The following is a 13,600-nucleotide window of genomic DNA, read 5'->3' on the forward strand; positions in this document are numbered from 1 at the left end:
AGCTTTCGTCACCTTCTCGTGACGTGGGGCAGGTGCGGATTACCGTACGGTGACGCCATGACGAGCAGGGCCAGGGGCGAGGAGCGGCGCGCGGAGATCGTCCGGGCGGCCCTCGAAGTGATCGCCGAACGCGGTTACCGGGGCGCGAGCATGGCCGCGGTGGCGGAACGGGTGGGGCTGACCCAGCAGGGGGTGCTGCACTACTTCCCGACCAAGGACGCGCTGCTCGTCGCCGTGCTCAAGGAGCGCGACCAGTGGGACTCGGTGCCCGGGGAGCGGTGGCGGCTGGATCTGCTGGGCTCGCTGGTCGAGTACAACGCGATGCGGCCCGGGGTCGTCCAGACCTTCTCCGCGCTGCTCGGCGAGAGCGTCACCGAGGGGCACCCGGCGCGGGACTTCTTCACCGGACGGTACGAGGAGGTCCGCGCGAGCATGGCGTCGGTCCTGCGCGCGGAGTTCGGCGAACTGCTGCCCGGCGGGCTGCCCCCGGAGCGGGTGGCACCGCTGCTGGTGGCGGTAATGGACGGGCTGCAGTTCCAGTGGCTGCTCGACCCGGAGGCGGTGGACATGCCGGGGGCGTTCCGCGACTTCGTGACGCTGCTGGGCGAGCTGCCGGGGCCGGTGGAAAGCACCGAGGGGGCGGAGGGGGCCACGGACACGGGAGCGCGCTGAGGCCCCGCCTGCGTGGGGCCGCGTGTCCGCCCGCCTCAGCGCACCCGCGTGTCCGTCACCTCAGCCACCTCAGTCGCCTCGGAGCGCCCACGTGTCCGCCCGCCTCAGCGCGCCCGCGTGTCCGCCGTTTCCGGATCGCCGTCGGCGTCCTCGGCGTCCTCGGCGTACTGGTCTGCGTTTCGCGTCTCCTCGCCCAGGAGTTCGCGGGCCAGCAGCGTGGCGCCCGCGACCGCGCCCGGCATCAGGAACACCGCGACGACCGGCACCAGGAACGCCAGGCCCAGCGGGGTCCCGAAGCCCCACACCAGCATCTTGCGGGAGCGCAACAGCGCGAGCCGTTCGCGCAGTTGGACCCCGCGGCGCTGGAGGGCGACCGCGGCGAGCTCCTCGGTGAGGAAGAACCCGGTGACGAAGAAGCCGATCACCGGGACGGCCGTCTGCCCGACGAACGGCAGGAACCCGCAGGCGAACAGCAGCACGCCCCACACGCCGGCCCGCACCACGATGCGCAGGCCGTCCCGGGCCGACACCCACAGCTCCCGGACGAGCGGGAGGTCGGACTCGGGGGCGGTGCCGTCCGGGGAGACGTCACGGTCGACCCGCTCCGAGAGGTTCTCGTAGAAGGGCTGGCCGACGAGGAGGGTGACGGCGGTGAAGGTGACGACCGCGAGCAGCAGCGCGAGGGCGAACAGCACGGCGGTGAGGAACCCTCGGAACAGGCCCTGCCAGGGGCTCGACCAGTCGTCGGCGAACGGGGTCGCCCAGCCGACGAAGTCGTCGCCCCACACGGCGAGGGCGACGAGGGCGGCGGCGTAGAGGACGAGGGTGATCAGGCCGGGCAGCAGCCCGAGACCGTACACCTTGCCGTGCCGGGCCACCCAGCGGTGACCCCGCAGCAAGTGCCGGAATCCTGCGGTCAGATCGCGCATGGCTGCACTGTAGTGGGCGGAGCGTGGGCGCAGGGGGTCGCGCCCCCGCCCCCTCCCCCCGGCCCGTGTCTCGGGCCGCCCCCGCCCCCAACCCCGGCCCCCACCGTCCCGGACCGCGCCTCAGAGCTGGACGATCATCTTGCCGGTGTTGGCGCCCTGGAGGACGCCGAGGAAGGCGTCGAGGGTGTTCTCGACGCCCTCGACCACCGTCTCGCGGTACTTGAGGCGGCCGTCGCGGACCCAGGGCCCGACCTCCTGGACGAACTGCGGCTGGAGGTCGTAGTGGTCGCCGACGAGGAAGCCCTCGATGCGGCCGCGCGTCTGGATGAGGCGGGCGAGGTTGCGCGGGCCGGGGGCGGGCTCGGTGTTGTTGTAGACCGAGATCATGCCGCAGACCGCGATGCGGCCGTCGCGGTTGAGGCGGCCGAGGGCGGCCTCCAGGTGGTCGCCGCCGACGTTGTCGAAGTAGACGTCGATGCCGTCCGGGGCGGCCTCGCGGAGCTGTTGGGCGACCGGGGCCTTCTTGTAGTTGAAGGCGGCGTCGAAGCCGTACTCGGTGAGGAGGAGTTCGACCTTCTCGTCGGTGCCGGCCGAGCCGATGACGCGGGAGGCGCCCTTGAGCTTCGCGATCTGGCCCACCTGGCTGCCGACGGCACCCGCCGCGCCGGACACGAAGACGGCGTCGCCCTCCTTGAAGGAGGCGGTGCGCAGCAGGCCCGCGTAGGCGGTGAGGCCGGGCATGCCGAGCACGCCGAGGTAGGCGGAGAGCGGGGCGGCGTCCGGGTCGACCGTGACGACGTGCTTCGCGTCCGCGACGGCGTACTCGCGCCAGCCGAAGAAGTGCAGGACGTGGTCACCGACGGCGATGCCCTCGGCGTTCGAGGCGATCACCTCGCCGACGGCGCCGCCCTGCATGACCTTGCCGAGCTCGAAGGGGGCGACGTAGGACTTGGCGGCGCTCATGCGGCCGCGCATGTACGGGTCCACGGAGAGATAGCGGTTGCGCACCAGTACCTGCCCCTCGCCCGGCCGGCCGACCTCCGCCTCGACGAGGGCGAAGTCCTCGGGCTTCGGCCAGCCGACGGGGCGGCTGAGCAGCTGCCATTCGCGGCCGGTGGCGGGGAGCGATGCGTGGTCGGTCATGGGGTGGCGCCTCTCCTGCGTTTGCTTGCGCGATGTCGGCCGAATTTAATTCAGCACCTGAAACAACAATGGGACTGAATATTTCAGGATGTCAAGTAACCGGGTACCCTCGGGAGCATGGCTGCACACAAGAACCCCCGTGTGGACGCGCTGACGCTGGAGGTCGTCGAGCTGATCGGCACGGTGGTCGCGCGGTATCACGAGGAGTACGAGGAGGCGGCGGCGCAGCACGCGCTCACCGGGGCGCAGGCACGGCTGCTGAGCCTGCTGTCGCTGGAGCCGCTGCCGATGCGGCGGCTGGCGCGGAAGCTGAAGTGCGAGCCGTCGAACGTGACGGGGATCGTGGACCGGCTGGAGAGCCGGGGGCTGGTGGAGCGCCGGCCCGACCCCGCCGACCGGCGCGTGAAGCTCGCGGCGGCCACGGAGGAGGGCCGCCGGGTGGCCCGGAGCCTGCGCGAGTCCCTCCGCTTTGCCCGCGCGCCCCTGGCCGCCCTCTCGGAGGAGGAACGGGTGTCCTTGCGGGACCTCCTGCGCCGCATGCTGCCGGAGGAGACCGAGGAGGGCTGAGCGCCCCGCGGAAGCCCCGGGAGGGGGCGGCCGGGTGACCGAGGGGGTCCTCCTACGTGCACCACCACAGGAAGCGGTCGCAGGTGTCCGACGGCGACGGGTCGGCCGGCGACGACGGCGACGACGGCTCCCCGGTCGACGGGTTCCCCTGACCGCCGCCCCCCGGGCTCTCCGCGCCCGACGTCTGCGTCGTCTGCGCGTGCCCCGTGGCGGCCGGTGCCGTCCTCGACGTCTCGGACGCACTCGCCGTCGATCCCTTGCCCTCCGCCTTCGCGGAGCGCGAGGCCGAGGCGGACGTGGACGCGGAGGCCCCCGGTGTCGCGCTCGCCGTGCCGTCGCCCGCTCTCGCGGAGCCGGGGGCTCCGGACTCCTCACCCTGTCGTCCGGGCGAGGAGTCGGTGCTCTCGGAGGACTCGTCGCCGGTGGCGGCGGTCTTCGGGGTCGAGCCCGGGGACTCGGTGCCGAGTTCGGCAAGGCTCAGTCCGCCGGCGGCGAGGAGGAGGCCGGCGCCGATGAGGAGGACCCGGCGGCGGCGCCGACGGTGGGAGGCGGCACGACGGTCACGGCGGCCGGGGGGCTGTCCGTCGAGTTCGTCGTCGGCCGCGTCATCGGCATCACCGGGGCCATCGGCATCACCGGTACCACTGGTGCCGCCGATGCGGCCGGTGCCACCGGTGTCCCCACCGCCCCTGCCGTCCGCGTCCGCCCCGCCCGTCCCGTCCGCCCCATTGCCCTCGGGGAGCTCCGTCCCCTCGGCCCCGTCGGGTCCCCGTGCGGGCTCCGCCGGGTGGGCGGGCCGGGATCCGCTGTCCGCGCCTCCCAGGGAGCCGCGCTCCTCGGGCCCCGGGGACGGCACAGGGCCGCCGGGCACGACAGCGTCCCCCGCCGCGCCGGCGGTCTGCGCGAACGGCACTCCGGCGCGCGGGTCGGGGCCCCGCCCCGGCGCCCTGTGCGCGGCCGTCTCCCCCGCCTCCACGGGGATCTCCCCCTCCAACCACCCCACCGGTGTTCCGCACCCTGGACACGCCAGGGCTCCGTTGAGGTGTCTTCGGCAGGGGGTGCAGTAGTTCATGACGCCGGAAGACTAGGTTCCCCCCGCCTCGCTTGCCCAGTGACTGCTGTGAAAGTTGTGTAGGGAACGGCCAGTTCGCGACCGGTCCGTGGCCTGATCCTCCGTCATCCGCACACGTTTCCCGGACTTCTCGGGCGACGAGCGCGGCATACCGGGGAAATCCACCCGCCCGCATCGTGCGCGACCCATTGACACTCCCCCCACCCCCTCCTTACTGTCACGCCAGCATTTCGAACGCATGACGAAATATCGAACAAGCCGAACAAGCGGGCCGGACACGCAAGCCGGACAAGCGGGCCGGACAAGCAAGCCGCGAGACGAATCGAGAGGCGACAGCCGTGCGCATCACCGGAATCAGCACACACGTGGTCGGGACGCCGTGGCGCAACCTGACCTACGTCCAGGTGCACACCGACGAGGGGATCACCGGAGTCGGCGAGACCCGGATGCTGGGCCACACCGACGCGCTGCTCGGCTACCTCCGCGAGGCCGAGGCGAACCACGTCCTCGGCTCGGACCCGTTCGCCGTCGAGGACCTCGTGCGCCGCATGAAGTACGGCGACTACGGCCGCGCGGGCGAGATCGTGATGTCCGGCATCGCCGTCGTCGAGATGGCGTGCTGGGACATCAAGGGCAAGGCCCTCGGCGTCCCCGTCTGGCAGCTGCTGGGCGGCAAGGTCACCGACAGGGTCAAGGCGTACGCCAACGGCTGGTACACCACCGAGCGCACCCCGGAGGCGTACCACAAGGCCGCGCGCGGGGTGATGGAGCGCGGTTACCGGGCGCTGAAGATCGACCCGTTCGGCACCGGCCACTTCGAGCTGGACCAGCAGCAGACGAACTACGCCGTCTCCCTCATCGAGGCCGTGCGCGACGCCATCGGCCCCGACGCCGAGCTGATGCTGGAGATGCACGGACGGTTCTCCCCCGCCACCGCCGTCCGTCTCGCCAGGGAGATGGCCCCCTTCAAGCCCGCCTGGCTGGAGGAGCCGGTGCCGCCGGAGAACCTCAAGGCGCTGGAGAAGGTCGCCGCGAAGGTGGACATCCCCGTGGCCACCGGTGAGCGCATCCACGACCGGATCGAGTTCCGGGAGCTGTTCGACAGCCAGGCCGTCGACATCCTCCAGCCCGACGTCGGCCACATCGGCGGCATCTGGGAGACCCGCAAGCTCGCCGCCACCGCCGAGACCCACTACATGCTGCTCGCGCCGCACAACGTGGGCGGGTCCGTGCTCACCGCCGCCTCCCTCCAGGTCGGCTTCACCTCCCCGAACTTCAAGATCCTGGAGCACTTCAACGACTTCGCCGACGCGGAGATCAAGAAGGTGGTCAAGGGCGCCCCGCAGGTGGACCCGGAGGACGGCTGCTTCCACCTCTCCGACGCGCCCGGCCTCGGCGTCGAGCTGGACGTCGACGCGGCGGCCGAGTTCCCGCAGCAGCAGGCCCGCTTCGACCTGTGGGCCGAGGGCTGGGAGAAGCGCGCGCCCAAGGCCGGCCGGTGAGCACCGAAGCGGGCGGAAGCCGTACCGCCGTCGTCATCGAGGCCCCCGGTGCCCACCGGCTCGTCCCGCACACCCCGCGGGACCCCGGCCCCGGCGAGGCCCTGGTCGCGGTGCACGCCGTCGGCATCTGCGGCAGCGACCGCGAGGTGTACCAGGGCAACCGGCCCGCAGACTACGTGCGTTACCCGCTCACCCCCGGCCACGAGTGGTCCGGCACCGTGGCGGGCGTCGGGGCCGGGGTGCCGGAGTCCCTGGTAGGCCGCGGGGTCGTCGGAGAGGGGTTCCGCAACTGCCAGGTGTGCGACCGCTGCCACGCCGGCGAGACCACGCTGTGCACCGCCGGGTACGAGGAGACCGGGTTCACCCAGCCCGGCGCGATGGCCGCCACCCTGACCCTGCCCGCCCGGTTGTTGCACGTCCTGCCCGACGACGCGGATCTGACGGCCGCCGCCCTGCTGGAGCCCGCCGCTTGTGTCGCCGCCGCCGCGCTCAAGGCGAACGCGCGGCCGGGCGAACGGGTCGCGGTGGTCGGCACCGGCACGCTCGGCATGTTCGCGGTGCAGTTCCTGCGGGCTGGCTCGCCCGGGGAGCTGCTGGTGGTGGGCACCGGCCGCGACCGCGAGTCGCTGTCACGGGAGTTCGGCGCCACCAGCTTCCGTACCAAGGACGAACCGCTCCCGGACGACTTCGACGTCGTCGTCGAGACCGCCGGCTCCGCCGACGCCGCGCGCACCGCCGCCGCCCTGCTGCGGCGCGGCGGGCGGCTGGTGCTGACCGGTATCCCGGCCCCGGGCGCCGACGGGCTCGACCCGACCGGTCTCGTCGTACGACAACTGGAGGTGCACACCGTGTTCGGGGCACCGCCCGAGGCGTGGGCCCATACGGTCCGGGTCTTCGCGGCGGGTCTGCTCGATCCGCTGCCCCTGGTCTCGCACGAACTGCCGCTGGAGGAATTCCCCCGCGCCATCGAACTGGTGGGGTCCGGGGACCCGAAGGTGGGCAAGGTGCTGTTGCGGCCGTGACTCCCGTAGCCGGCCGCGCCCGTGCGCCGGTACGGGCGACCTGACGGCTCCGTACCGGCGCACGACCCCGACCGCAGACACGAACCGCGTCCGACATACCGAACAAAGCACCGCGCAACACCGTCCCTGAGACAGCCCGGGACAACCCCGGCCCCGCCCGCACGCCACGCACAGACGCAACGCCACGCACCTGACGCACATGAAGGACACCCCGTGACCGACCCTTCCCCTACGGCGGCCCGTCGACCTGGAGAGCGGGCACTCGCCGCGCTCGGCCTGGCCGCGCCCGCCCTCTCCCCCGCCGATGCCTCGCCGCACGCCTTCCCGGACGGCGGCCGCTGGCGCACCGAGGTGCCCTCCTGCGAGGGCCCGGAGGCGCTCGCCGTGGTCCTGAAGGAGGCCTCGCGGCTCGACGTGCCGATCCACCGGATCAGCCAGGGCAGCGGCGTGTGGATGCTGACCGACGCCGAGATCACCGAGATGGTCGAGGCCACCGCCGCGCGCGACATCGAGCTGTGCCTGTTCACCGGGCCGCGCGGCACCTGGGACATCGGCGGCTCGGTGCGCACCGACTCCCGCGGCGGCGGCCTGCGGGCCCGGGGTCACGACGCGGTGGCCGGCTGCCTGGAGGACGCCGTGCGCGCCACCGAGCTCGGCGTGAAGTGCCTGCTGGTGGCCGACGAGGGGGTGCTCTGGACGCTGCACCGGGCGCGCACGCAGGGCGTCATCCCCGCCGACACCACGCTGAAGGTGTCGGCGCTCATCGGCCCCGTCAACCCCGCCTCGTTCGCGGTGCACGAGCGGCTGGGCGCGGACTCGATCAACGTGCCCAGCGATCTGACCCTGGACCACCTCACGGAGATCCGCCGGGTCTCCGGCGCCCCGATGGACATGTACATCGAGGCGCCGGACGATCTGGGCGGTTATGTACGGATGTACGAGGTGGCCGAGCTGATCCGCCGCGGCGCCCCGATCTATCTGAAGTTCGGGCTGTCCAAGGCGCCCGGGATCTACCCCTACGGACACCAGTTGCGGGAGGTCACCCTGGCCACTGCCAAGGAGCGGGTGCGCCGCGGCAGGCTCGCGCTGGACCTGCTCGCGCGCCACGGCGCGGACACCGACATGGCGCCCCTCGGGTCCCGGATGCCGGGTTCGCTCCGACGGTTCGACACCAGCGCATAACGTTCCCGAAAAATCTCTTCACACAAGACGACACAGTCGCGCAGAATCCCACACACTCGCCTCGTTCCCGACCTGTACCGCCCTCCGCCGCACGCTGTTCGCACATTCGCACCGGAGGACCGGTCCGCGCCCCAACTGAGCCTGACGTCAAGGATGTTCATCATGACCACTCGCAGAGCCGCAGTAGCCGCAATCGCCTCGGTCGCCACCCTCGCCCTGACCCTGTCCGCGTGCGGCCAGGACAGTGAGGGCGGCAGCAAGGAGAGCAAGGACGACACCAAGGGCGGGACCGTCGGCATCGCGATGCCGACCAAGTCCTCCGAGCGCTGGATCTACGACGGCAAGTACGTCGTCAAGGAGATGCAGGCCAAGGGCTACAAGACCAAGCTGGTCTACGGCGAGGACGACCCGGACCAGCAGGTCTCGCAGATCGAGAACCTCATCACGCAGGGCGTCAAGGCACTGGTGATCGCGGCGATCGACAACAAGTCGCTGAACAACGTGCTCCAGCAGGCCGCCGACGCGAACATCCCGGTCATCTCCTACGACCGTCTGATCCTCGGCACCAAGAACGTCGACTACTACGCCTCCTTCGACAACGAGAAGGTCGGCCGGCTCCAGGGCACCTACATCCTGGACAAGCTGGGGCTCAAGGACGGTTCGAAGAAGGGCCCGTTCAACATCGAGCTGTTCGCCGGCTCCAACGACGACAACAACACCCGGTACTTCTTCAACGGCGCGATGAGCGTGCTCAAGCCGTACATCGACAAGAAGCAGCTCGTCGTCCAGTCCAAGCAGACCGCGCTCAACCAGGTGACCACCCTGCGCTGGGACGGCGGCACCGCGCAGAAGCGCATGGACGACATCCTGACCTCCAGCTACAAGAACCGCCGGGTCGACGCGGTGCTCTCCCCGTACGACGGCATCTCCATCGGCATCCTGTCCTCGCTGAAGTCGGACGACTACGGCTCCAAGGACAAGCCGCTGCCGGTCGTCACCGGCCAGGACGCCGAGGTCGCCTCGGTGAAGTCGATCATCGCCGGCGACCAGTCGATGACGATCTACAAGGACTCGCGCAAGCTCGCCAAGATCACCGCGGACATGGTGGACGACTCGCTGCACGACAAGAAGCCCGAGGTCAACGACACCAAGTCGTACAACAACGGCGTCAAGGTCGTCCCCGCCTACCTGCTGCAGCCGGTGAGCGTCGACAAGAACAACTACGAGAAGGTCCTGGTCGGCGGCGGCTACTACACCGCGGACGAACTGAAGTAACCGCCCGTCCCCACGGATCCCTACGGATTGAAAGGCACGACCATGGCGGGACCCGTCCTGGAAATGCGCTCGATCGTCAAGACCTTTCCCGGTGTGAAGGCGCTCTCTGACGTCACCCTGAAGGTGCGTCAGGGCGAGGTCCACGCCATCTGCGGCGAGAACGGCGCCGGAAAGTCCACCCTCATGAAGGTGCTCTCCGGCGTCCACCCGCACGGAAGCTACGAGGGCGAGATCCTCTTCGAAGGAGAGGTCTGCCACTTCAAGGACATCCGGGCGAGCGAGCAGCGCGGCATCGTCATCATCCACCAGGAACTGGCGCTGGTGCCCTACCTCTCCCTCTCGGAGAACATCTTCCTCGGCAACGAGCACGCCACCCGCGGGCTCATCAGCTGGGGCGAGACGCTCAGGCACGGCACCGAACTGCTGCGCCGCGTCGGCCTGTCGGACCACCCGGACACCCGGGTCGCCGACATCGGCGTGGGCAAGCAGCAGCTCGTGGAGATCGCCAAGGCGCTCTCCAAGAAGGTGAAACTGCTCATCCTGGACGAGCCGACGGCGGCGCTGAACGACGAGGACAGCGGCAAACTCCTCGAACTCATACTGGAGTTGAAGAAGCAGGGCATCACCTCGATCATCATCTCCCACAAGCTCAACGAGATCCGCAGGGTCGCCGACTCGGTGACCATCCTGCGCGACGGACGCTCCATCGAGACCCTGGACGTGAAGGCCCCGGAGACCACCGAGGACCGGATCATCAGCGGCATGGTCGGCCGCGACCTCGACCACCGCTTCCCCCCGCGCACCCCGCACGAGCCGGAGGAGGGCGCCGCACCGGCCTTCGAGATCCGCGGCTGGACCGTGCACCATCCGATCGACCAGCAGCGCAAGGTCGTCGACGACGTGTCCCTGCACGTGCGCCGCGGGGAGATCGTCGGCATCGCGGGGCTGATGGGCGCCGGCCGCACCGAGCTGGCGATGAACGTCTTCGGCCGCAGCTACGGCCGGTACGCGGCGGGCACGGTGTTCAAGGACGGCAAGGAGATCCGTACCAAGACCGTCCCCGAGGCGGTCGCGCACGGCATCGCCTACGTCACCGAGGACCGCAAGCACTACGGCCTCAACCTCATCGACACCATCAACCGCAACATCACCCTCAGCGCCCTGCGGAAGGTGTCCAAGCGGGGCGTGGTGGACGAGCACGGGGAGCGCCAGGTCTCCGAGGGCTTCCGCACGTCGATGAACATCAAGGCACCGACCGTGTTCGAGCCGGTGGGCAAGCTGTCCGGCGGCAACCAGCAGAAGGTCGTCCTCAGCAAGTGGATCTTCGCGGGTCCGGACGTGCTGATCCTGGACGAGCCGACACGCGGCATCGACGTCGGCGCGAAGTACGAGATCTACACGGTCATCGACCAGTTGGCGGCCCAGGGCAAGGCGGTCGTCTTCATCTCCTCCGAGCTGCCCGAACTGCTCGGCATGTGCGACCGCATCTACACCATGGCCGCCGGGCGGCTGACCGGCGAGGTCCCGCGGGCGGAGGCCACTCAGGAAGAGCTGATGCGCCGGATGACGAAGGACGAGAAGGACAAAGAGGTAACCCGATGAGCACGGATGTCACCGAGAAGACCCCGGCGGCCGCGCCGCCGGGCAAGGGCGGCTCGGGCACGGGCGACGGCCTGCTGAAGCTGCTCGTGGACGGCATGCGGCGCAACATGCGCCAGTACGGCATGCTGATCGCGCTCGGCCTGATCGTCGTCCTCTTCGAGGTGTGGACCGGCGGCGACCTGCTGCTGCCGCGCAACGTCTCCAACCTGGTGCTGCAGAACAGCTACATCCTGATCCTCGCGATCGGCATGATGCTGGTGATCATCGCCGGTCACATCGACCTGTCGGTCGGCTCCCTGACGGCGTTCGTGGGCGCGGCGGCGGCCGTGCTCATGGTCAGGCACGACGTGCCCTGGCCGCTGGCCGTGGTGCTGTGCCTGCTCCTGGGCGCCGCCGCGGGCTCGCTGCAAGGGTTCTTCATCGCCTATCTCGGCATACCGTCGTTCATCGTCACCCTCGCCGGGATGCTGCTGTTCCGCGGTCTGACCGAGATCGTCCTCAAGGGCCAGACCCTCGGCCCGTTCCCCGACGGACTGCAGAAGGCCGCCAACGGCTTCCTGCCCGAGGTCGGTCCGGACACCAACTACCACAACCTGACCGTCCTGCTGGGTCTCGTGGTCATCGCCTTCGTGATCTACCAGGAGGTCCGCGACCGCAGGCGCCAGCAGGAGTTCGCCCTCGACGTCCTGCCCACCAACCTGTTCCTGACCAAGCTGGTGGCGCTGGTCGCCGCCGTCCTGGTGGTCACCATGCTGCTCGCCAGCTACAAGGGCGCACCGGTGGTGCTGATCATCCTCGGCGTGCTGGTGGTGGGCTTCGGCTATCTGATGCGCAACGCCATCATCGGCCGGCACGTCTACGCGATCGGTGGCAACCTGCCCGCGGCCAAGCTGTCGGGTGTGAAGGACAAGAAGGTCGTCTTCCTGGTCTTCCTGAACATGGGCATGCTCGCGGCCCTGGCGGGTCTCGTCTTCGCCGCCCGCTTCAACGCGGCCTCGCCCAAGGCCGGCCTCAACTTCGAACTGGAGGCGATCGCGGCGTCGTTCATCGGCGGCGCGTCGATGAGCGGCGGCGTCGGCACGGTCCTCGGCGCCATCATCGGTGGTCTGGTCCTGGGCGTGCTGAACAACGGTATGAACCTCGTCGGTATCGGCACCGACTGGCAGCAGGTCATCAAGGGCCTGGTGCTCCTGGCGGCGGTCGGCTTCGACGTGTGGAACAAGCGCAAGTCCGGTTCGTAATCCTCGGCGCGGGCCCCGTCGGTACGGCGGGGCCCGCTTCATCGGCAGGAGTCGCACCATGGACATGAGCAGACGCACCATCCTCGCGACCGCCGCCGCCGCGGGCATCACCGCCGCGGCCGCCGGAACCGCCACCGCCTCGGCGTCGAACCGGGCGTCGTCCTCGGCGTCGTCCTCGAGAGGCAGGAAGCCCGTGAAGGAGCTCTTCGGCACGCTGGCCGACGGCACCAAGGTGTACCGCTGGTCCCTTGAGAACGGCGCGACCCGGCTGAAGGTCCTCAGCTACGGCGGCATCGTCCAGTCCCTGGAGATCCCCGACCGGCACGGCCGGCACGCCAACGTCTCCCTCGGCTACGACAACCTGGACGCCTACGTCACCGGCACCACGTTCTTCGGCGCGACCATCGGCCGTTACGGCAACCGCATCGCCAAGGGCCGCTTCACCCTCGACGGCAAGCAGTACCAGCTCTCCGTCAACGACGGCGAGAACACCCTGCACGGCGGCGCCAAGGGCTTCGACAAGCGTGTCTGGGACGTCGAGCCGTTCACCCGGGGCGCGGACGTCGGTCTGCGCCTGCACTACACCAGTGTCGACGGCGAGGAGGGCTTCCCCGGCACGCTGCGGGTGACGGTCACGTACACACTGACCCGGCACGGCGACTGGCGCATCGACTACGAGGCCACCACCGACCGCGCCACCGTCGTCAACCTCACCAACCACACGTACTACAACCTCGCGGGCGAGGGCAGCGGTTCCGTCGAGGACCACGAGCTCACCCTGGCCGCGAGCAGGTACACCCCCACCGACCCGGGGCTGATCCCCACCGGCGAGCTGGCGCGGGTCGCCGGCACCCCCTTCGACTTCCGGCGGGCCAAAGCGATCGGCCGCGACCTCCGCGACGGCCACCCCCAGCAGGTCACCGCCAAGGGCTACGACCACAACTGGGTCTTCGACAAGGGGGGCACCGACGAGCCCGAGCACGTCGCCACCCTGCGCGACCCGTCCTCCGGGCGCGTGCTGAGGATCGCCACCGACCAGCCGGGCGTGCAGTTCTACTCCGGCAACTTCCTCGACGGCACGCTCGTCGGCACGTCCGGGCGCACCTACCGCCAGGGCGACGCGCTCGCCCTGGAGACCCAGCACTTCCCGGACTCCCCCAACCAGCCGTCGTTCCCCTCGACCGTGCTGCGGCCGGGGCAGACGTACCGCACGACGACGATCCACTCGTTCGGCGCGGGGCGGTGAGCGGGACCCCGGGCAGGGCACTGCGACGGGCCGGACCGACCGCTCGCAGGCGTTGAACGGGGCCGCCACCGCATCCGTATGACTGAGCGGCCCGTGCTCCCCCGCACGGGCCGCTCAAACGTGACGGGCCCGTCTCGGCCCGTTCCC

Annotated in this window: 12 protein-coding genes; 9 read left to right on the top strand and 3 right to left on the bottom strand. The window is 70.4% G+C overall.

Going from position 1 to position 13,600, the window contains the following annotated elements; all coding sequences use genetic code 11:
• Window positions 1–57 precede the first annotated feature (57 nt).
• Window positions 58–672, top strand: coding sequence for a TetR/AcrR family transcriptional regulator (locus tag QFZ64_RS11450; RefSeq protein ID WP_307064779.1), 615 nt, complete (start codon window positions 58–60; stop codon window positions 670–672).
• Between the two features lie 104 nt (window positions 673–776).
• Here QFZ64_RS11450 and QFZ64_RS11455 read toward each other — a convergent pair whose 3' ends face one another.
• Window positions 777–1,601 (bottom strand): EI24 domain-containing protein, encoded by an 825-nt coding sequence (locus QFZ64_RS11455; protein WP_307064780.1) that lies wholly within the window; start codon window positions 1,599–1,601, stop codon window positions 777–779.
• Window positions 1,602–1,721: 120 nt separating this feature from the next.
• Window positions 1,722–2,744, bottom strand: coding sequence for an NADP-dependent oxidoreductase (locus QFZ64_RS11460; RefSeq protein ID WP_307064781.1), 1,023 nt, complete (start codon window positions 2,742–2,744; stop codon window positions 1,722–1,724).
• A gap of 117 nt (window positions 2,745–2,861) precedes the next feature.
• Between QFZ64_RS11460 and QFZ64_RS11465 the strand changes: the two genes are divergently transcribed.
• Window positions 2,862–3,311, top strand: coding sequence for a MarR family winged helix-turn-helix transcriptional regulator (locus tag QFZ64_RS11465; protein ID WP_307064782.1), 450 nt, complete (start codon window positions 2,862–2,864; stop codon window positions 3,309–3,311).
• Between the two features lie 52 nt (window positions 3,312–3,363).
• Here the strand turns inward: QFZ64_RS11465 and QFZ64_RS11470 are convergent, their stop codons facing one another.
• Window positions 3,364–4,314 carry a hypothetical protein gene (locus tag QFZ64_RS11470; protein WP_307064783.1) on the bottom strand — a complete coding sequence of 317 codons (951 nt, stop codon included), beginning with the start codon at window positions 4,312–4,314 and terminating at the stop codon, window positions 3,364–3,366.
• Between the two features lie 407 nt (window positions 4,315–4,721).
• Here QFZ64_RS11470 and QFZ64_RS11475 point away from each other — a divergent pair, with 407 nt between their 5' ends.
• From QFZ64_RS11475 to QFZ64_RS11505, 7 genes are all read left to right on the top strand, one after another.
• Window positions 4,722–5,885: a mandelate racemase/muconate lactonizing enzyme family protein gene (locus tag QFZ64_RS11475; RefSeq protein ID WP_307064784.1), complete on the top strand. Its 1,164-nt coding sequence runs from the start codon at window positions 4,722–4,724 to the stop codon at window positions 5,883–5,885.
• The gene (locus QFZ64_RS11480; RefSeq protein ID WP_307064785.1) at window positions 5,882–6,907 is read left to right on the top strand and encodes a zinc-binding dehydrogenase; all 1,026 of its coding nucleotides are present in this window, start codon (window positions 5,882–5,884) and stop codon (window positions 6,905–6,907) included. The genes QFZ64_RS11475 and QFZ64_RS11480 overlap by 4 nt, the downstream gene beginning before the upstream one ends.
• A gap of 213 nt (window positions 6,908–7,120) precedes the next feature.
• Complete coding sequence (locus tag QFZ64_RS11485; RefSeq protein WP_307064786.1) at window positions 7,121–8,089, top strand: hypothetical protein; 969 nt, start codon at window positions 7,121–7,123, stop codon at window positions 8,087–8,089.
• A 162-nt stretch (window positions 8,090–8,251) separates the two neighbouring features.
• Window positions 8,252–9,364: a multiple monosaccharide ABC transporter substrate-binding protein gene (chvE, locus tag QFZ64_RS11490; protein WP_307064787.1), complete on the top strand. Its 1,113-nt coding sequence runs from the start codon at window positions 8,252–8,254 to the stop codon at window positions 9,362–9,364.
• 42 nt (window positions 9,365–9,406) lie between these two features.
• Window positions 9,407–10,966 (top strand): multiple monosaccharide ABC transporter ATP-binding protein, encoded by a 1,560-nt coding sequence (gene mmsA, locus QFZ64_RS11495; protein ID WP_307064788.1) that lies wholly within the window; start codon window positions 9,407–9,409, stop codon window positions 10,964–10,966.
• Window positions 10,963–12,207, top strand: a complete 1,245-nt coding sequence (mmsB, locus tag QFZ64_RS11500; RefSeq protein WP_307064789.1) for a multiple monosaccharide ABC transporter permease — start codon at window positions 10,963–10,965, stop codon at window positions 12,205–12,207. The genes mmsA and mmsB overlap by 4 nt, the downstream gene beginning before the upstream one ends.
• 58 nt (window positions 12,208–12,265) lie before the next feature.
• Window positions 12,266–13,453 carry an aldose epimerase family protein gene (locus tag QFZ64_RS11505; protein ID WP_307064790.1) on the top strand — a complete coding sequence of 396 codons (1,188 nt, stop codon included), beginning with the start codon at window positions 12,266–12,268 and terminating at the stop codon, window positions 13,451–13,453.
• Window positions 13,454–13,600: the final 147 nt, after the last annotated feature.

The organism is Streptomyces sp. B3I8 (genome assembly GCF_030816915.1).
Lineage (GTDB): Bacteria > Actinomycetota > Actinomycetes > Streptomycetales > Streptomycetaceae > Streptomyces.